The sequence below is a fragment of the Actibacterium sp. 188UL27-1 genome (assembly GCF_016901225.1).
Classification (GTDB): domain Bacteria; phylum Pseudomonadota; class Alphaproteobacteria; order Rhodobacterales; family Rhodobacteraceae; genus 188UL27-1.
This window is the reverse complement of record NZ_JAFEUL010000028.1, coordinates 1-18648: the sequence shown is the minus strand read 5'-3', so window position 1 is coordinate 18648 and position 18648 is coordinate 1. Positions and strand designations below refer to the sequence as shown.

At 59.0% G+C, this 18648-nt stretch carries 18 protein-coding genes; 16 read left to right on the top strand and 2 right to left on the bottom strand.

The annotated features are described in order from the left end of the window. Positions 1-95 precede the first annotated feature (95 nt). The 10 genes from IU397_RS21695 to IU397_RS21650 all read left to right on the top strand — a co-directional run bounded on the left by IU397_RS21695 (position 96) and on the right by IU397_RS21650 (position 8690). A complete protein-coding gene (locus IU397_RS21695) occupies positions 96-935 on the top strand; it encodes a transporter substrate-binding domain-containing protein (protein WP_204417608.1) in 840 nt (279 codons plus the stop codon). 1 nt (position 936) lies between these two features. Then, the gene (locus IU397_RS21690) at positions 937-1704 is read left to right on the top strand and encodes an amino acid ABC transporter ATP-binding protein (RefSeq protein WP_204417630.1); all 768 of its coding nucleotides are present in this window, start codon (positions 937-939) and stop codon (positions 1702-1704) included. A gap of 4 nt (positions 1705-1708) precedes the next feature. Continuing rightward, positions 1709-2383 (top strand): amino acid ABC transporter permease, encoded by a 675-nt coding sequence (locus IU397_RS21685; RefSeq protein WP_204417607.1) that lies wholly within the window; start codon positions 1709-1711, stop codon positions 2381-2383. A 10-nt stretch (positions 2384-2393) separates the two neighbouring features. Then, positions 2394-3050, top strand: a complete 657-nt coding sequence (locus tag IU397_RS21680; RefSeq protein WP_239479984.1) for an amino acid ABC transporter permease — start codon at positions 2394-2396, stop codon at positions 3048-3050. A 15-nt stretch (positions 3051-3065) separates the two neighbouring features. Beyond that, positions 3066-3992 carry an N-carbamoyl-D-amino-acid hydrolase gene (locus IU397_RS21675; RefSeq protein ID WP_204417603.1) on the top strand — a complete coding sequence of 309 codons (927 nt, stop codon included), beginning with the start codon at positions 3066-3068 and terminating at the stop codon, positions 3990-3992. Continuing rightward, positions 3989-4621: a flavin reductase family protein gene (locus IU397_RS21670; protein WP_204417602.1), complete on the top strand. Its 633-nt coding sequence runs from the start codon at positions 3989-3991 to the stop codon at positions 4619-4621. The genes IU397_RS21675 and IU397_RS21670 overlap by 4 nt, the downstream gene beginning before the upstream one ends. After that, a complete protein-coding gene (locus IU397_RS21665) occupies positions 4621-5553 on the top strand; it encodes a dihydrodipicolinate synthase family protein (protein ID WP_204417601.1) in 933 nt (310 codons plus the stop codon). Before IU397_RS21670 ends, IU397_RS21665 begins: the two co-directional genes overlap by 1 nt. Before the next feature lie 99 nt (positions 5554-5652). Next, positions 5653-7110 carry a dihydropyrimidinase gene (gene hydA / locus IU397_RS21660; RefSeq protein WP_204417600.1) on the top strand — a complete coding sequence of 486 codons (1458 nt, stop codon included), beginning with the start codon at positions 5653-5655 and terminating at the stop codon, positions 7108-7110. Then, a complete protein-coding gene (locus IU397_RS21655) occupies positions 7107-7763 on the top strand; it encodes an aspartate/glutamate racemase family protein (protein WP_204417599.1) in 657 nt (218 codons plus the stop codon). The genes hydA and IU397_RS21655 overlap by 4 nt, the downstream gene beginning before the upstream one ends. 18 nt (positions 7764-7781) lie before the next feature. Continuing rightward, positions 7782-8690, top strand: a complete 909-nt coding sequence (locus IU397_RS21650; protein WP_204417597.1) for a LysR family transcriptional regulator — start codon at positions 7782-7784, stop codon at positions 8688-8690. Between the two features lie 103 nt (positions 8691-8793). Here the strand turns inward: IU397_RS21650 and IU397_RS21645 are convergent, their stop codons facing one another. After that, positions 8794-8940: a hypothetical protein gene (locus IU397_RS21645; protein WP_204417595.1), complete on the bottom strand. Its 147-nt coding sequence runs from the start codon at positions 8938-8940 to the stop codon at positions 8794-8796. A 663-nt stretch (positions 8941-9603) separates the two neighbouring features. Between IU397_RS21645 and IU397_RS21640 the strand changes: the two genes are divergently transcribed. The 3 genes from IU397_RS21640 to IU397_RS21630 all read left to right on the top strand — a co-directional run bounded on the left by IU397_RS21640 (position 9604) and on the right by IU397_RS21630 (position 12605). After that, positions 9604-10686: a TRAP transporter substrate-binding protein gene (locus tag IU397_RS21640; protein WP_204417593.1), complete on the top strand. Its 1083-nt coding sequence runs from the start codon at positions 9604-9606 to the stop codon at positions 10684-10686. Positions 10687-10772: 86 nt separating this feature from the next. Next, positions 10773-11282, top strand: coding sequence for a TRAP transporter small permease subunit (locus IU397_RS21635; RefSeq protein ID WP_204417591.1), 510 nt, complete (start codon positions 10773-10775; stop codon positions 11280-11282). Positions 11283-11285: 3 nt separating this feature from the next. Further along, positions 11286-12605 (top strand): TRAP transporter large permease subunit, encoded by a 1320-nt coding sequence (locus IU397_RS21630; protein WP_204417590.1) that lies wholly within the window; start codon positions 11286-11288, stop codon positions 12603-12605. A gap of 6 nt (positions 12606-12611) precedes the next feature. Here IU397_RS21630 and IU397_RS21625 read toward each other — a convergent pair whose 3' ends face one another. Beyond that, positions 12612-13487 (bottom strand): polysaccharide deacetylase family protein, encoded by an 876-nt coding sequence (locus IU397_RS21625; RefSeq protein WP_239479982.1) that lies wholly within the window; start codon positions 13485-13487, stop codon positions 12612-12614. Between the two features lie 556 nt (positions 13488-14043). Here IU397_RS21625 and IU397_RS21620 point away from each other — a divergent pair. Genes IU397_RS21620 through IU397_RS21610 form a run of 3 tightly spaced genes read left to right on the top strand, consistent with a single transcriptional unit; the run spans position 14044 to position 17898 of the window. Continuing rightward, positions 14044-15627, top strand: a complete 1584-nt coding sequence (locus IU397_RS21620) for a BCCT family transporter (RefSeq protein WP_204417588.1) — start codon at positions 14044-14046, stop codon at positions 15625-15627. A gap of 5 nt (positions 15628-15632) precedes the next feature. Continuing rightward, entirely contained in the window at positions 15633-17441 is a 1809-nt protein-coding gene (locus IU397_RS21615) for a glycine betaine ABC transporter substrate-binding protein (RefSeq protein ID WP_204417587.1), read from the top strand. Positions 17442-17445: 4 nt separating this feature from the next. Further along, the gene (locus IU397_RS21610) at positions 17446-17898 is read left to right on the top strand and encodes a universal stress protein (RefSeq protein WP_204417586.1); all 453 of its coding nucleotides are present in this window, start codon (positions 17446-17448) and stop codon (positions 17896-17898) included. Positions 17899-18648 lie beyond the last annotated feature (750 nt).

Sequence of the window (18648 nt, the reverse complement as noted above, 5' to 3'; positions counted from 1 at the left end):
CGATCAAAGACCAAAGGACCGAAAACACGAAACGTAGCTAGCGAAAAACATTGGGCGCAGAGCCCGCCAAATCGACAAACCACAGGAGGTTTCCCATGGAAAGAACGATGATCCTAGGCGCGGTGGCCGCGCTGCTTAGTCTGGGTGGCGCAGCGCTTGCGCAGGACAAGACCTATACCGTGGCGCTTGACGGCACCTTTGCACCTCATGCGATGCCCTCTCTCTCGGGCGGTGTGGAGGGGTTCAACGTCGATCTTGCCAATGAGATCGGCGAACGGCTGGGCGTTAAGATGGATATCGTGGCCACCCAATTTTCCGGGATCCTGCCGGGTCTGGCGGCGGGCACCTATGATTTCGTCGTGGCCCCCACGACCATCACGGAAGAGCGCGCCGAGAATATCCTGTTCTCCGAAGGGTATCTAAACACGGATTTCGGTTTTGTCGTCAAAGCCGGGACCGAAGAGATCACCGATCTGGCACAGTTCAAGGACAAGATCATCGCCGTCAATAAAGGGTCGGTCTATGATAGCTGGGCCACCGATCTGACCGAAGAGATCGGGTGGACGGTGGAAAGCTATGGCACGAACACGGATGCCGTTCAGGCTGTTATTTCCGGTCGTGCCTTTGCCAATGTAGCTGGCAACACCGTGTCAGCCTGGGCCGTCAAACAAAACGCGCAACTGGAGATGAGCTATGTCCACACCACCGGTCTGGTCTGGGGCATGCCCTTCCGTACCGGTGACGAGGAGCTGCGTGCCTCGGTCGAGAAGGTCATCGAATGCATGAAACTCGATGGGACGATGGCCACGATGAGCATCAAATGGTTCGGCGCGGAACCTGCGCCGGGATCTGCGGCGCTAACCCCGCTGCCGGGTTTTGGTGAACCGGACTTTAAGGGATATGTCGAAAGCGATCATACGCCTGGCTGTGCCTGACATGATACTGTCGCCCGCGCCCCAAGGATCAGCCGCCACGGCAACATTTCGGGTTGAGGCGCTGCACAAATCCTTTGGGGCCGATCCGGTGCTGAAGGGCATCAACTTGTCGGTGCAGCGCAGCGAGATGGTCTTTGTATTGGGGCCCTCCGGCTCTGGCAAATCCACGATGCTGCGCTGTTGCAACCGGCTGGAAGAACCCGATGCGGGCGAGATTTTCATCCAAGGGGATCGACTGACCGGGCCGGGCGTCGACCTGAACAAAATGCGCCAACGGATCGGAATAGTGTTTCAATCCTTCAATCTTTACCCGCATCTCAGCGCGCTTGGGAATGTCACCTTGGCGCTGCGAAAGGTTCAAAAGATGCCGCGCGAAAAGGCGCGGGTTGCAGGGCTTGAGGCGCTGGACCGCGTTGGCCTGAGCGATCGCGCGCGGCATTACCCATCGCAATTGTCGGGGGGGCAGCAACAGCGGGTGGCGATTGCCCGTGCGCTGGCGCTGAACCCGACCGTGATGCTGTTTGATGAGCCGACCTCGGCGCTGGACCCTGAGCTCGTGGGCGACGTCCTGGACGTGATGCGCGATATGAAACGGCAAGGGATGACCATGGTCGTGGTCAGCCACGAGATGAAATTTGCACGCGATGCGGCCGATCGCGTGATCTTTATGGATGATGGCCTGATCGTCGAAGAAGGCCCACCAGAGCAGATCTTTGGCGACCCCCAGCACAACCGCACGCGCGCCTTCCTGTCGCGCTTTCACGAGTAGCAGGTTGGAGCGGTTTATCGACACCTTTTTCAACGCAGCGGTGCTGGCCCGCTACGCGCCTGCGATACTGGAAGGGGCGCTGGTCACCGTGCTTTTATCGCTATTGATCGTTATGGCAGGTACTGTTTTGGGCAGCGGGCTGGCATGCCTCCGGGCTTACCGGATCAAGCCGGTATCGATCTTGATCGTGGTATTTGCTGATATGTTGCGCGCCTTGCCACCATTGGTTTTGATCCTTCTGGCGTTTTTCGGGCTACCAAATGTGGGGATTGTGCTGTCGTCTTTCATGGTGCTTTTTGTCGTGCTGACCCTGGTCTTGGCCGCCTTTGCCGAAGAAATCGTTTGGGCCGGCATCACAGCCACACCCAAAGGCCAGTGGGAGGCGGCGCGGTCGACGGGCCTGTCCTTTACCCGCGCGCTGATCTTTGTGGTTCTGCCCCAAGCCGTACGCATGGTGATCCCACCCCTGACCAACCGCGCCATCGCGATCACCAAGATGACCGCGTTGGGCATGGTGATCGGTGTGCCCGACATCCTGGGCCAAGCGACAACGGCGCAAAGCTTTTCGGCCAATGCCTCCCCTCTGACCCTGGCGGCCATCGCCTATGTGATCCTGTTCTTGCCCTTCGTCATTGCCTCGCGCTGGCTTGAGGCCCGTTTCGCGCCGCCGGCGGCCTAGGATGGAAGCGATGCTGGATCAGTTCTTCAACCTCGCCATCATGGCCAAGGCCCTGCCATTGGTGCTGACGGGACTGGGTATGACGCTGCTCATTTGCGCCGTTGTGATCCCGCTGGGGGCTTTGGGCGGACTGTTGGCCGCCCTTGGTTCTGTGTCCGAAAGCCGTGCCCTGCGCTGGCTCACAATCGGGTTTATCGATTTTTTTCGCGCTGTGCCGCCACTGGTTTTGCTGATTTTCATCTATGCAGGCTTGCCCTTTGCCGGGATCAGCATGTCGCCCTTCATGGCTGTTACAATTGGGTTTTTCCTGAACAATTCTGCCTATTTCGCAGAGATTTTTCGCGCAGGCCTGTTGTCGGTTCCAAAGGGACAGGTTGAGGCCGCGCGCTCGACCGGTCTGGGGCAGCGCGACACGCTCATCTGGGTTACGCTGCCCCAAGCCACACGTAATGTGTTGCCGGATCTGCTGTCGAATGTGGTGGAGGTCGTCAAGCTGACCTCACTCGCCTCGGTCGTCAGCCTTGGGGAAATGCTGCATGCCGCGGGGATGGTGCGGTCAATCACTTACAATGCTTCGCCGCTGGTCCTTGCGGCGGGGATTTATCTGCTGTTGCTCTGGCCCGTGATCCGATTGATCGGACGGTTTGAGCGGCGCCTGGCAAGTTAACGTGGAGGAGCGGAGATGCGCGAGATTGTGATCGGAGGGGCGCAGATGGGCGCCATCCAAACGGCCGAGAGCCGCGAGGCGGTCGTGGCACGCATGATCGTATTGCTGGATCAGGCAGCCAAGGCTGGCTGCGATCTGGTGGTCTTTCCCGAACTGGCCCTGACAACGTTCTTTCCGCGCTGGTGGATGGAAGATCCAGCAGAGGTCGCGTCCTGGTATGAGGTCGAAATGCCCAATGCTGCTACCGCGCCGCTGTTTAACCGCGCGCGCCAGCATGGTACCGCCATCACCTTTGGCTACGCTGAACAGACGCCAGAGGGGCGAAAATTCAATACCTCGATCCTGACCGACCGGTCTGGCCAAATCGTCGGCAAGTATCGCAAGGTCCACTTGCCGGGGCATTCGGACTATGACCCGGACCGCGCCTTTCAGCACCTGGAAAAGCGGTATTTCGAGCCGGGAGATCTGGGGTTCCCGGTCTGGCGCAATCTTGATGCCTGGATGGGTATGTGCATCTGCAATGACCGCCGTTGGCCGGAGGTCTACCGCGAGATGGGGTTGCAAGGGGTCGAGTTGATCACGCTGGGCTATAACACGCCGTCGGTGAACAGTCAGGACAGCGCGGAGGGGTTGGAGCAACGGCTGTATCACTCGGATCTGTCGATGACGGCGGGTGCCTACCAGAATGCCGCCTGGGTTGTGGGCGTGGCCAAGGCAGGTGTCGAAGATGGGCATCCCCTGATTGGCGGCAGCATCATCGTGGATCCTAACGGCTATGTCGTGGCCCGGGCCGCGGGAGAGGGCGATGAACTGATCGTGCATGGCTGCGATATGGATCTTTGCACCTTCGGCAAGACCACTATTTTCGACTTTGCCCGCCACCGCCGGACCGAGCATTACAGCAGGATCACTGCACAGACCGGGGTGGTTCTGCCTGAATGACCCTATCCCTGGATCTGGACGCGATGACACCCGCACTGCGGTACAAGCTTTTGACTGCTGTGGTGCTGCCGCGCCCTGTGGCCTGGGTTACGACACTGGCGGTTGGGGGTACGGTCAACGCCGCCCCCTATTCGTTCTTTAACCTCTTTGGTCAGGACCCGGCCCTTGTGATCCTGGGCCTTCAACATCGCGCCGATGGATCCCCGAAAGACACGACCGAAAACATCGGGCGCACCGGCGAATTTGTCGTCAATATCGCCACACCGTCTTTGAATGCGTCGATGGTCGATACGGCAGCGACCTATCCCAGCGATGTATCCGAAGCGGGCGCGCTTGACCTTGGGCTGGCCGCCTCGACCCATGTCGCACCACCGCGTTTGGCCGATGTGCCGGTTGCCATTGAATGCAGGCTCTTGGACAGATTGACCTATTCAGCCGAACGCGACATCGTTGTGGGCAAGGCTGTTGGGCTGGCAGCGCGGGATGGGCTGATCGATACCGACACTTGGCGTGTCGATTGGAAGGGCGACTATCCGGTCGCCCGCCTTTTTGCGGATCGCTATGCCCGGCTTGACGAGATTGAACCGCGGAGCATTCCGACCCTACCAGAATTAAAGGAAACTCCGTGATGACCCGGCTGATCGACCGACATTCCGAGGGTGTGTTCATCATCGCCGCCACCCCTTTTGACGACAGCGGCGCGCTTGATCTGGCCAGTGCCGACCGAATGGTAGATTTCTACCTTGAGGCCGGCGTTACCGGCATAACGATCCTTGGCATCATGGGCGAGGCTCCAAAGATGGGCGGGGATGAAGCTGTAACCTTTGCCCACCGCGTCATGAACCGGGTGGCTGGCCGGGTCCCGGTTGTGGTCGGTGTGTCGGCGGCGGGCCTAGATAACATGGCACGCCTTGCCAATACCGTGATGGCGGCAGGCGCAGGCGGTGTCATGGTCGCGCCGCAGCCGGGCATGAACACGGAAGCCAAGCTGACCGGTTACATGGCGCAGGTCTGCACGGCCCTACCGGATATCCCGATCTGTTTTCAGGATTATCCGCAAACCACAGGCGTGCAGGTTTCGGTCGAGACGATTTTGTCTCTGACAACCGATCACCCGCAAATCGTCATGTTGAAACATGAAGACTGGCCTGGGCTGACCAAACTTTCCCGTGTTCGTACCGAAACGGGCACCTCCAAGGTCCCGCGCATGTCGATCCTGACGGGCAATTCGGCGCTGTTCCTGCCGCAGGAGATGCAGCGCGGCGCGGATGGAGCGATGACCGGCTTTGCCTTTCCCGAAATGCTGGTCCAGGTCGTGGCGCGCCACCAAGCCGGAGATGTCGATGGCGCCGAAGATCTGTTCGACGCCTATCTGCCGCTTGTGCGCTATGAACAACAGCTTGGCCTTGGACTTGCCATTCGCAAGGAAACGTTGCGAAGGCGGGGCGTGCTCTCTTCGGCGAAAGTGCGTGCGCCAGGGCCTGCGATGACACCGCTGGATCACGCGGAACTGAAGCGGCTGATGACCCGTCTGGAAAAGCGATTGGAGGAACTGAGGTGATGTATCCTAGGCGGACAACAAAACACGGGCGTCTGATACCAGCACTAAAGGCGGCTGGCCATAATATCGGGTGCATGATCTGCCTCTCATCGGGGTCGCGTGATGTTTGACCTTGTGATCAAAGACGGCACAATCGTCACGGCCTCGGATACCTATATCGCCGATATCGGCATCGCCGAAGGTCAGATCGCGGCGCTGGGTCGGGATCTGTCAGGCCACGACCAGATCGATGCCGGTGGCAAGCTGGTCCTGCCCGGCGGGATCGAGGCGCATTGCCATATTGCACAGGAATCCGCGACAGGCGGCATGACATCTGATGATTATCGCAGCGGCTCGATCTCTGCGGCTTTTGGGGGCAATTCGTGTTTCGTACCCTTTGCCGCGCAGCATCGCGGCATGGGCGTGACCGAGACGCTGGATCTGTACGATAGCCGCGCGCAGGGGAATTCCGTCATCGATTACGGGTATCATCTGATCGTCGCCGACCCGACCGAGAAGGTGCTGACCGAAGAGTTGCCTGCCGCCTTTGCCCGCGGTGTGACGTCGTTCAAGGTCTTCATGACCTATGATCTGATGCGCGTCGATGATCGCCAATTCCTTGATATTCTGACAGTGGCGCGCAGCCATGGCGCCCTGACCATGGTACACGCGGAGAACAGCGGCATGATTTCGTGGATGTCAGACCGGCTGGTGGCGGCTGGTCATACCACCCCGCGCTATCACGCGCCCAGCCATCCCGCGCTGGCGGAATCCGAGGCCGTGAACCGGGCGATAGCGCTGGCCAAGCTGGTCGATGCGCCTTTGCTGATTGTCCATGTCTCAACGCCAGAAGGGGCCGCGTTGGTGTCACAGGCGCGGATGGAGGGTGCCAAGATCTTTGGAGAGACCTGCGCGCAATATCTGTTCCTGACCCGCGATGACCTGGATCGCCCCGGCATGGAGGGCGCAAAATTCATGTGCTCACCTCCCTTGCGCGACGTGCCCACGCAAGAAGCGTTATGGCGTCACCTTCAAGCGGGGACCTTCAGCATATTCTCGTCGGATCATGCGCCCTACCGGTTCGACGAGACGGGCAAGCTATCCAATGGCCCGACAGCCACGTTCAAGCAGATCGCCAACGGCATGCCCGGCATCGGGCTGCGCCTGCCCCTTTTGTTCTCTGAAGGGGTCGGTAAGGGGCGGATCACCTTGCAGCAATTCGCGGCACTTTCAGCCACCAATGCCGCCCGGCTTTATGGGTTGGAGAAAAAAGGCAGTATTGCTATTGGCATGGATGCCGATATCGCCATCTGGGACCCGACCGAAAGCCGCACCGTCACCGCCGAAGACCAGCACGACAATATGGATTACACGCCATTCGATGGCTGGCGGGTCACCGGTTGGCCAATCACAGTTCTGTCGCGCGGGCAGCGGGTGATTGACGGGGGCAAGTTGCTGGCAGAACCGGGGCAGGGGCAGTATGTAGCCCGCGCAAAGACCGATCTCACCGGTTATCCCGGCCACCGCGCCGTTGAGTTGGACCCGAATACCAATTTCGGCGCAGAGATTGCCCCATGACCGGCCCGATTGTCGTCATCAATCCCAATTCCAACACGGCTGTGACCGACGGGTTGGACCAGGCGCTCGCGCCCTTTCGCATGTCGAGTGGCCCCGATATCGACTGCGTCACGCTCACCGACGGACTGTTCGGGATTGAAACGCAGGTTCATTCCGACCAGGTCGTCTTGCCACTGGTCAGTCTGGTACAGGGCCATGCAGATGCCAGCGCGTTTGTCATCGCCTGCTATTCGGATCCTGGGATCGATGCCTGCCGGGCCGTGGCCACAGCACCGGTATTCGGCATACAGGAAAGCGGTGTCTTTACAGCCCTCTCCCGGGGTGATCGGATTGGGATCATTGGCATCTCGGCTGCCTCAGAACGCCGACATCGGGTTTATATGCGGCGCATGGGCGTATTGGACCGGGTGGCAGGTGAGCGTGCGCTCAACATGAGTGTAGATGAAAGCGCGCGAGGCACCGGCACGTTTTCCCGGCTAGTGGAGGTCGGACAGGACCTGATCCACGACGGGGCCGAGGCGCTGGTACTGGGTTGCGCTGGCATGGCGGCGCACCGTGCGCCATTGGAAGATCGACTGGAGCTACCGGTGATCGACCCGACCCAGGCGGCGGTTGCCATGGCGTTGGGGACCGTGTTGTCGCAACACCTCTGACAGCGCTATACCAGAGCCATGAAAATCGCCCGTCGCAACGACCTATCACTGCGCCTGCTTGAGATCTTTGGCACGCTGATGGTCCATCAGACGACTGTCCGGGCCGCGGAAGAGCTTGGGATCTCCCAGCCCTCGGTTTCGACATCAATCCAGCAACTTGAACAACAGTTGGGATTTGCGCTTTTCGAGCGATCCAAAAAACGAATGATCCCAACCAGCGATGCGCACATTCTTTTTCATGAGGTCGAGCCGATGTTCGGGCAATTACGCAGCGTCGAAGCGCGCGTGCGCGATCTGCGCGGCGGTGCTGTGGGCCGACTGCGCCTGGTGGCAACGCCGCCCTTGGGCCATTCCGTCGTGCCCGGGGCCTTACTGGCCTTTCTGGAGGAACGACCCGGTGTCACGGTGCAATATGATGTACGCCGGATGGAAAACGTCATCGATGCGGTGACGACCGGGGCTGCCGATATTGGACTTTGCCTTGGCCTAGACAGTCATCCGGGTGTGATCGTCAAAAAGATGCGAACGGACCGCATGGTAGCGCTCATGCGCAATGATCATCCACTGGCGGCCCACGCGGTCATCACGCCCGCGGACGTCGCCGGCGAACATGGTTTCATCGGTCTGGACCGAGCGTCCCGTTTGGGGTTCCTGCTCCAAACCACGTTTGAGACCGCAGGTATTGCCTACACACCACGGGTTGAAGTGCGCTACTGCCATACAGCCGCCGTTCTGGCCCATTCCGGAACGGGGGTCGCGTTCGTTGATCGATATACAGCTGCTTTTCTGCCGAATATGGATTTGGCCATACGTCCTTTCGATCCGACTATTTCCGTTTCCGCCTGCATGTTGACACGTCCGGGACGACCACTGTCACGTTTGGCGGCTGAGTTCCGGGACACTTTCATGAAAGCGTTGTTGCCGTGACCGTTCGGGGCATTGGGTTTGTGCGCAGCCCCGAAATTACCGGAGTTTTCGAACGGGTCATACGACGGGCCGTTATTCATCTGACCTCTGGGCAGGATCCAATTCACCACCGGTGGCCAGCATCAATGTCGCGCACGTCACCGATGCCGAATTCCGATAAAATATCCCACAGCAAAGCCAAAACCCCGTTCTGAACGGACACATCAAAGCCAGATACACGCTCATCGGCAATGATCAGTCTGGGCCGCAAGGCCAAGGCTCACGCGATGCAAATTTGTTGCCACCGCGCCCGACAATTCATGTGAGTACGGGCCCATCCCTAGGCCGCATCGGGAAACCGCACGGCATCAAGTGCGGCAATGGCCTGCATGCGCGTTTTAGGCAGGGAACGGGGCTGTGATAAATGCGCTAACTTCAGTCTTTTGCAGGTATGACCGCCGGAGATCCCCTTACACCAGGCCGGCCGGATGTCGGGCATATTGCACGAATGACTGCGGGTCGAGGCTCAGTTGCACACAGATATTCTGCACCTTTCAGCCGTTGCTGATTTACCTGCAATCTGACGAACCGCGTCGGCTGATGGTGCAATCGGGGGAGCCAACATGGCCGCCGTGGCCCTATATCAAATCAGCAAAGACCCGAAAACGCCAGCTTTGGACTAGGCAGATGATGGATTGGACGTCGTCAGGCCGGGACAGCGCTTTCGCAAGCTGAGACGGCATATCATTTGTACGAATTGGCCCGTTGCATCAAAGATATGCCCGGTTTCGTGGCCTTTGCGCCCTCAAATGCCGGACAAGCGGGCAACGATCTGACCTTTCCCTTTCGAAGCCGCAAAATCAACATGCGCAATCGCCCGTTCTGGCACCGCGGCTCTACCATTTAAGGCCGAGGAAACAGGAGAGGTTGCGACATGGATCGGCGTAGATTTTTGAAAACCGCAGGGGTTGGAGCAGGCACCATTGGGCTCGCGGCCCCGACAATCGCACGCGCTCAGGCGCTCAAGTGGAAAATGACAACGGCTTTCCCGCCGGGACAGCCATTTTATTCGACAGGTCCAGGCTCGCTCAGTGACTTCACCGACCGGGTGCGTGCGATGTCGGGTGGGGCGCTGGACATCCAGGTGTTCAATGGCGGGGAACTGGTCCCAGCATTCGAAGGATTTGACGCGGTCCGGCAGGGTATTGTCGAGATGAACGGCTGGGTCAGCTATTTCGGCGCGGGCAAGGTGCCCGCAGCGCAGTTCTTTGGCGCCGTTCCGTTTGGGATGTCGACCCAGGGACAGAATGCGTGGTTCTACGTGGGCGATGGGATCGACTTGTGGAACGAAACCTACGAGCCGCTTGGATTGGTCGCCATGCCCGTCGGTGCCACCGGTGTTCAGATGACCGGTTGGTTCAACAAGGAGATCAATTCCATCGAAGACATGCAGGGGCTGCGGATGCGCATCCCCGGCCTTGCGGCCAAAGCCTATGCCCGCGTCGGCGTTGAGGTGAAATTGCTACCGGGGGGTGAGATCTTCCCGGCACTGGAACGCGGTGTCATCGATGCGGCGGAATGGGTTGGCCCTGCACAGGACAAAATTCTTGGCCTGAACACGGCGGCAAAATTCTATTATACCACCGGATGGCATGAACCGACGACCGTGACCGAACTGGCCATCAACAAGGCGGCCTTTGACGGGCTAGGGGCGGAACTGCAAGAGATCGTCCGCAATGCCGCTGCCGCCTGCAACGTGATCTCCCATTCCTGGGCCGAAGCGAACAATGCGGCCGCCCTCAAGGAATTTGAGGCATCTGGCACCGAACTCCGCGTCCTGCCCGATGATGTGATCGCGGCCCTTAAAACCGAGATGGGCCCGGTCTATGACGAACTGGCCAGCAGCGATGCGCAATTCAAAAAGGTCATGGACAACTATTTCGCCTTCAAGGAGGAGCATGACATCTGGGCCTCCGCCTCCGAACAAGTCTGGCATTCGCAACTGCGCGACGCCTGACCGCGCCCGGCGTTAGCATCCAAACACACTCGGACAGCGCCCCTAAAAGGGCGCTGTTCCCCTGTGCAAAGACAAGGAATATCGGAATGAACACCGCACTTTCACTGGCTGGGGCAATCGATACGTTGACAGGTTGGGCCGCCAAACTGGCCTCGGCCCTCCTGCTGGCCTTGATCGCCCTCGTCTTTTTCAACGTGTTCGGGCGGTATGCGGGCGGGGGCAGTGCCGTCTGGCTTCAAGAGTTGGAATGGCATTTGATGGCGCCCATCGCCTTGCTGGGCATCACCGTGCTTATGCTGGAAAAGGGCCATGTCCGCGTTGACATGCTATACGACCGGCTGGGGCCAAAGGCGCAAGAGGGCCTAGACCTGTTTTCGATGCTGTGCGGTGTCGTGATAGCCTGCCTCTTCATCAAATATTCCTGGGGGTTCGTCGACAGTGCCTGGTCCATCGGCGAAGGCTCCCCCGATCCGGGCGGTCTGCCCGCGCGCTATGTGGTCAAGGGGATGATCCCCGTGGCGTTTGGCCTATTCGCCTTGCAATGTCTGGCCAATGCGATCCGCCATGCCGATGCGCTGCGCCAATTGCGGGCCTGACCCATGGGAGAATACATTGCAGTCTACATGATTCTGGGCTTTATGTGCGCGTTACTCATCGGCATGCCGGTAGGGATCGGCATTGCCGTTGCGGGTTTCATTTTTGGCTGGATCGGCTTTGGCGACTTTCTGTTCAACCTTGTCCCGTCACGTATCTACGGCGTTGTCACAAAATACGAATTCCTCGCGATCCCGCTCTTTGTCTATATGGGCGTGATGCTGGAGAAGTCCCGCGTTGCCGAAGACATGTTAGAGGTGATCGGCCGTCTCTCGGGCCGCCTGAACGGTGGCATGGCGGTCGCCCTGATCATCGTCGGCGTTCTGATGGGCGCGTCGACAGGCATTGTCGGGGCAACCGTGGTGACACTGACGATGCTGACCATGCCTGTGCTGTTGAAACGCAATTACGATGGCGGGTTGGCGTCAGGCGCCATATGTGCCTCTGGCACATTGGGTCAGATCATTCCGCCATCGCTGGTCCTGATCCTGCTGGCCGACATCATGGGCGAAAGTGTGGGTACCCTGTTTGCGGCATCCATGATCCCAGGGCTCATGCTGGCGAGTTTGTACATCACCTACATCCTGGTGTTGGGCCGGGTCCGCCCCGACATGATGCCCCCGATCCCAGCTGACGAACGCGCACGCAGCGGGGGCTGGTCTTTGGCATGGAAAGCGGTCAAGGCTTTGGCGCCACCGCTCTTATTGGTCGGCGGTGTGCTGGGCACGATCATCGGCGGCATCGCCGCCCCAACCGAAGCAGCTGGCGTGGGCGCGGTTCTATCGATCCTGATCGCCGCGTTTTATGGTAGGTTACGATTGGCAATGATCTGGGATGCGGCCAATGGGGCGCTCCGTATCTCTGCCATGATCTTTTTCATCCTGATCGCGGCGCAGGTGTTCTCCGTCGCATTCCGCGGTTTGCAAGGCGAAGACTTGGTAAAAGACACCCTTGCCCTTTTGCCGGGTGGAGAGCTTGGGGCGCTGATCTTTCTGATGGTACTGCTATTCTTGCTGGGTTTTTTCCTGGAATGGATCGAGATCAGCTATATCGCCCTCCCCCTCCTCCTGCCGTTCTTCGTGGCGCAAGGGACAGACATGGTATGGTTGGCCGCGCTCATCGCCCTGAACCTGCAAACCTCGTTCCTCACACCACCTTTTGGATGGGCCTTGTTCTTTTTGAAAGGGGCGGCCCCACCCAGCGTCACGACCGGCATGATCTACCGCGGTGTGGTACCTTTCATCGGCATTCAGGCCGTCGCGCTGGTGTTGCTGTTCTCGTTTCCCGCGATCGCAACCTGGCTGCCCGACGCCATCGGTTGGTGAAGCGCCTCACTCAAGGTCGAGCTGTCGGTAATGGTCATTGATCTTGCCGGCTGTGGTCCACCAAACCGCACCGCCACCCGCCGATTGCATATGGCGCAAGGCGCGGGCCAAGTGTTTTGCCCGGTGTGGCTGCCCCATGATGTAGCCATGCAGCGCAAGCCCCATGACCAAGGGGCATCGTGCACTTTCCTCCAGCATGACATCGAACGCATCGATGATCATGTCGCAGAACTCCGCGCCCTCCCGCTTGCGCCCAACGATCTGCGGGATGTCGTTCAACTCCTGCGGATAGGGCACTGACAGGATCTTGCCCCCACGCGTCGCCATCCACACGGGCTGATCATCGTGGCACCAATCCAACAAATATTCGTAACCCGCCTCCTGCAACAAATCCGGCGTCAGATGACTTTGAGAGATCCAGGGGCTCAGCCAACCTTTCGGCGGGCTGCCTTCCTGCTGGGTCAGGGTGTGCGTGGCCTCCTGGATCAGCGCGCGTTCGTCATCTTCGCTCATCGCACCCTGACGCTCGGCATTGGTGCGCCCATGTCCCGCAATCTCATCTCCTCGCGCCCGGAATGCCTCGGCCAGGCCCGGCGCCTCAAGGTAGATCGAACTGTTCACCAAAGCTGTCGTCGGCAGGCCCAAGCGATCAAACAGATCCAGCAATCGCCACGCCCCAACACGGTTGCCATAATCGCGCCACGCATAATTCAGCACATCGGGCTGCGGCCCTCCCGGCGCAAGCTCCGCCCCCAACCCCTCACCAAAGGCAAAGCATTCCAGGTTAATCCCCAAATAAACAGCCAGCCGCTTGCCATCTGGCCAGGAAAAATCCGGGCGCTCTGTGATCGCGCTATAGGGGTAACGATTATGGGACAGCATCAAAGCACACCAAATTCAAGTAACGGGTCTTTCGGATAAACTGCCTTCATCAAACATCTTTTCAAGCTGCAACTCCCCGGCAAAGGCCAGCGCCATCATCGCGGCGTAACATGCTCCGCCGCGGCACTGTTATTCTAACTAAATTGGGATCGAATACCGCGAATTGACGGTCAAAAGGATATCGGCATTGCCTGCCGCGACACGTTTTGACCCATCCATTCCGTCAATCAATAGGGTCGCAATGGAACATTTCCGGTGCGTGGCACTTGTATTTGTACGAGATAAAGCAGGGCGGGCACCGCAACCGCTCGATGCGAGATTTCAAAATTCATACCTTGACTGGGCAAAATTGTGAAAAACCGGGTGATGCCGAAATGAAAACCAACGACAATGCAACTGCCCAATGTTTCGCGACTTGTTTACGACGCCGAAATGTCGCGAATAGACATTCGAATTAGCCGCGAGTTCGGTGACGCTAGGGAAATTCGGCGCTTTGATACCGCATGATCCAACAGACGATCGAACAAAACACCCAATGACCAACAAGGGACGCTCCATGACCGAGGACTCAGACCGCGTAGACGTCGCGCGCCCACCCCTGTTCAACGCGGTGTTCATCATCTCGTTGATCTGCGTTGCGGGAATTGGGGGGTGGGGCTTGATCAGTCCCGATGCGATGACCGGCGCCTTCCTCGGCTTCACGAACTACATGCTGACGGGTATCAGCTGGTACTGGCTCACGATTACCACTGGGTTCCTCATCCTGAGCCTTTACCTTGCATTCGGACCATACGGTAACGTCCGCCTCGGCGCCGATGATGAACGCCCCGAATTTTCGACCGCGTCCTGGATCGCAATGCTGTTTGCCGGTGGTATGGGCGCGGGCTTGCTGTTCTGGGGCGTGGCCGAGCCGATCTATCATTTCGAGGGACCGCCGGGCATGGAGGGTGGCACAGCGCAAGCCGCACGCGAGGCCATGGTGATCACCAATCTGCATTGGGGCCTGCACGCCTGGGCCATCTATGGCGTATGCGCGCTTGTGATCGCCTATTTCACGTTCCGTCGAAACGAGACATCCGAGATTTCTACCCCCATCAAATCGGTTTTCACCGGGCCAGGGGGCAAACCCATCGGTACGCTCGCCAATGTTCTGGGTGTATTGGCGGTGGTCTTTGGGCTGGCGGGATCCCTGACGATGGGCACGCTTCAGGTGCGTGGCGGCCTGAGCGAGGTTTTCGGTCTTGATGCGACCACAACGCTGTCGCTGATCATCATGGGTGTCCTTTTCGTCTGTTACATGTTGTCGGCGACCACGGGGGTCGACAAGGGGATCAAGATCCTCTCGAACCTCAACATGCTCATCGCCATTGGGTTGCTTCTGGTGGTCATCACATTCGGCCCGTCCCGCTTTATCCTGGAAACGTTCGTGAATTCGATCGGTGAGTATTTTTCGCGCCTCCCCGCCATGGCATTCCGCATGTTCCCGTATGAGGGCCTTTCAGGGTGGACCAGTGGCTGGACACTGACATACCTGATCTGGTGGCTTGCCTGGGGCCCATTTGTGGGCATCTTTGTCGCGCGCATCAGCCGGGGTCGCACAATCCGTGAGTTCTGCATTGGCGTGATCTTCGTGCCGACAATGTTCTCGATCCTGTGGTTCGCGGCCTTTGGCGGCACCGCGATCTATATCCAACTCTTCGGCGGGGGTGGACTGACCGAGCTTGTCTTTGCCGATGTGACATCGGCGTTGTTTGCCTTTCTCAACTATTTCCCCGCGGGCGAGATCTTGGGCGGAGTGGCCTGCCTGCTGATCTTCATCTTCCTGGTGACATCAGCGGATTCCGGGACTTTCGTTCTATCCATGATGACGACCGAGGGAAATTTGAACCCGCCCGTCTTTCACAAGATGGTCTGGGGCGTACTGATCGCTGTCCTGACAGCCGGAACCCTCCTGACGGGATCAATTACCGTGGCAAAGGCCATGGCAATAACAGGCGCCTTGCCATTCTCCGTCATTCTTTTGTTGCAGATCGTTGGCTTCATGCGGGCGATCAAGACGGAGCGACCAGACAAAACAAGACCGCGCGAGGCGCGCGGGCATGTTGAAACAGCGGCCGCAACTGCCAAACCTGCGGAGTGAGCGTGATGAGACATGTCTTAGCCTTTCTTGCTCTTCTGGGCCTAAGCGCCTGCGATCAGGCTTCTGATACATTAATCATTGGCGGTAAGGATTTCAGCGAAAGCTCGATCCTGTCAGAGATGATGGCCGCCTTGGCTGAGGATGCGGGCATTGCCGTGACCAGCCGCACCAACCTGGGCGACACGCTTGTGAACCTCGAAGCGCTCCGCAGGGGTGAGATTGACGTCTATGCCGAATATAACGGCACCGGCCTGGTGATGTTGGGCCAGCCTGCAATGGCCGATGGCGATGCTGCGATGGAGCGGGTGCGCTCACTTTATCAGCCGCTTGGGCTGGTCTGGGGTGACCGCTTTGGGTTTGCCAATAATTACGGGCTGGCCATGCGGGCGGGGCGAGCGGAAGAACTTGGGATCACCACCATCTCCGATCTCGTCGACGGCGCAGGCACGTTAACAATCGGTATCGACGAAAACTTCCAGACCCGTCCGCTGGATGGCTTTGGCCCGATGACAGCCCGCTATGGTATGGAATTTGGATCAGTAAACATAGTTCCCGCAGCAGAGCGGCCGTCGCTCTACGATAGGCTGCTCGACGGTTCGGTCGATGTCGTCGAAGTCTTTACCACCGATGGGCAAATCGCTGATCTGAGCCTTGTCCTGCTGGAAGATGACCTGACCTTTTTCCCGGTATATCAGGCAGCCCCCCTGATCCGGGCCGACGCGCTGGTGCGTTTCCCAGAGTTGCAGGCTGCGTTCAATCGCCTTGTGGGCATGCTGGATGCCGAAATGATGCAGGAACTTAACAGTCGTGTTGATCAGGATGCGCTGTCGCCGCGGGAAGTGGCCCGCGCCGCTTTGGCTGAGTTGGGCCTGATCGACGGCGGCGACGGTTTGGAGATCACCGAACCGGTGGTTGTCGCACATTCCCCATTGATCGGCACAGATGCGGAAACCGGTATTGCGCTCCGCACCGTGCGCCAGGCCTATCCCGGGCGTCGCGTCCTTCTGCAATCGCAGGACGACCCATTGAGCATTGTCGGTGCAGGCGGCGCGCCCCTCGCCCTTGCTGCCGCCGTGGAATTTGCGGATCTTGGAGAAGGGGGTGCCCTGACCGTTCGCCCGTTTGAAGCGTTCGGTGTCGTTGGGCAGGCCTATATGCATGTCGTGGGCCTGGGCGATACGGAGCGCTTGGTTGATGTGCAAACACTCGCCACGGGGCCGGACGGTTCCGCCTCACACCGCGTCGCAACGATCCTTGCGACCACCTATGACGGCATCACGATCAGCCCTGTTGCAGACGGCGATCTTGCATCGGCCCAAGCCGATGCAGCGCTGGTTCTCGCGCCGATCGCGTCGGCCATCGTGCAGGATCTGCTGGCAAATGGCCGCCTTCTCGCCGTGGATGGTTGGGACAGCGGCAACAACCTGGTCCGGTTCCCACAGCTACGCCAGGCCCGCATCCCCGCTGGCAGCTATGACGGCCAACCCGGGGCCATCGAAACGCTCTCTTCGCAACTGGTTCTGGCTGGTCCGGTTGTCGTCGATACCGATGCAGTGGGTCCAGCGGGCCCCGGCGCGTCGCTTCCAACCGATGTCGCCGCTCTGCCTGACAGTACGGTCTTGGCGATCAACTCGGCCCTGGGGGTCGGCACCGGGCTCGACCCGGCGATCCAAGCAGCACCGGCTCTTGCGCCCACCCTGCCGTCGCCACCGGCATCGGTGAACCCATCCTCGGCTATCTCATTGATGACGGCCGTGGTCATCATCATGTTCGGCTGGTTTCTCTGGCTCTATGCCCGTCCGGAACGGAGATAAGACAATGGCTGACCAATTGCTGATCCCCATCGATCTGGTCCATGAGTCTTCATGGCACAAAGCGGTTCCCCAAGGGTTTGCACTGGCAAGCCCAACCGGGGCCAATGTCACGGTCATGACGGTTGTGCCGGAAATGATCGCGGGCCTTGATTGGCGCTACTCGATCCGAGGTGAGACCGGTGGATCAGAAGATCTCAAGATAGAAGATCTGCTGAGGGATGCACGCACGCGGCTGGAGCAGATTGGCACGTCCCATGCCCCCGAGGGAATAGGGTTTGACGTAATCGCCCGCTATGGAACTGTCTATGAAGAGATCCTGAATGTCGCCGACGAACTGCCCGCGACGCAGATCGTGATGGCTGCCACCCGACCATCCCTGTCAGATTATCTGATCGGCCCGAACACAGCCCGGGTCGTGCGCCATGCAAAATGTTCAGTCCAGGTCGTGCGCGACTGAAGTCGCGAACCGTATGCGGCACAGCGCCTCGGTCAGCGGGCCTACCTTGATCACCTATCGCCAGGAAATTCCGATGGCAGCGCGGGCGATGGCGAATAACAGGACCTTGGGATCTCAGTCTGATCATGGTGCGACACGCTGCCAATCCTCCGGCCTGCGAAACGTGATCTCCACCCGTTGCATCGTTCCGGGCGGCGCTTGTGATCCTTGGATGGCTGTCTGTTGTTGCTTTCAGGCAGAGACCCTGCCGCGTATCGCCGTGGTGGTTCACAGCTTCTCTGACTCGGTCCAAATCGTCACTGAGATCCACTGACCGGTAGCCATGACCTGTCACGGTTTGATGCCGCTCCTTTGCTGGCATTTATTGCCGGCGGCCTTCCTTGACTGGTTACTGAGCCTCTCTCGAAATTCCCGAACACACGATGTTGGATCGGATGGTAGTCAACTCCATGACTGACGTGCAGGATTAATCAAATGACAACCATTTCGATGGTCGGAGTCCCGCCTCTACCGTAACCGCCCGATTTGAACCGCCTGCCGCGCCGGATTATCAGATCTTATAAGACGTCGTTACTAACGTGGTTAACGACATCGTATTGCGATCGTAGATTTTTCGACATGAGGTGATTGTTGGGGTCGAGCGTCGGCGTTTCTGGCCCGTTGACTTTAAGCTGTTGATTTTACGGGAAGTCGGCGTGGGCGGTACGACCGTGACTGATATTGCCTTGCGTCAAGGCTTAACGCGGCAGC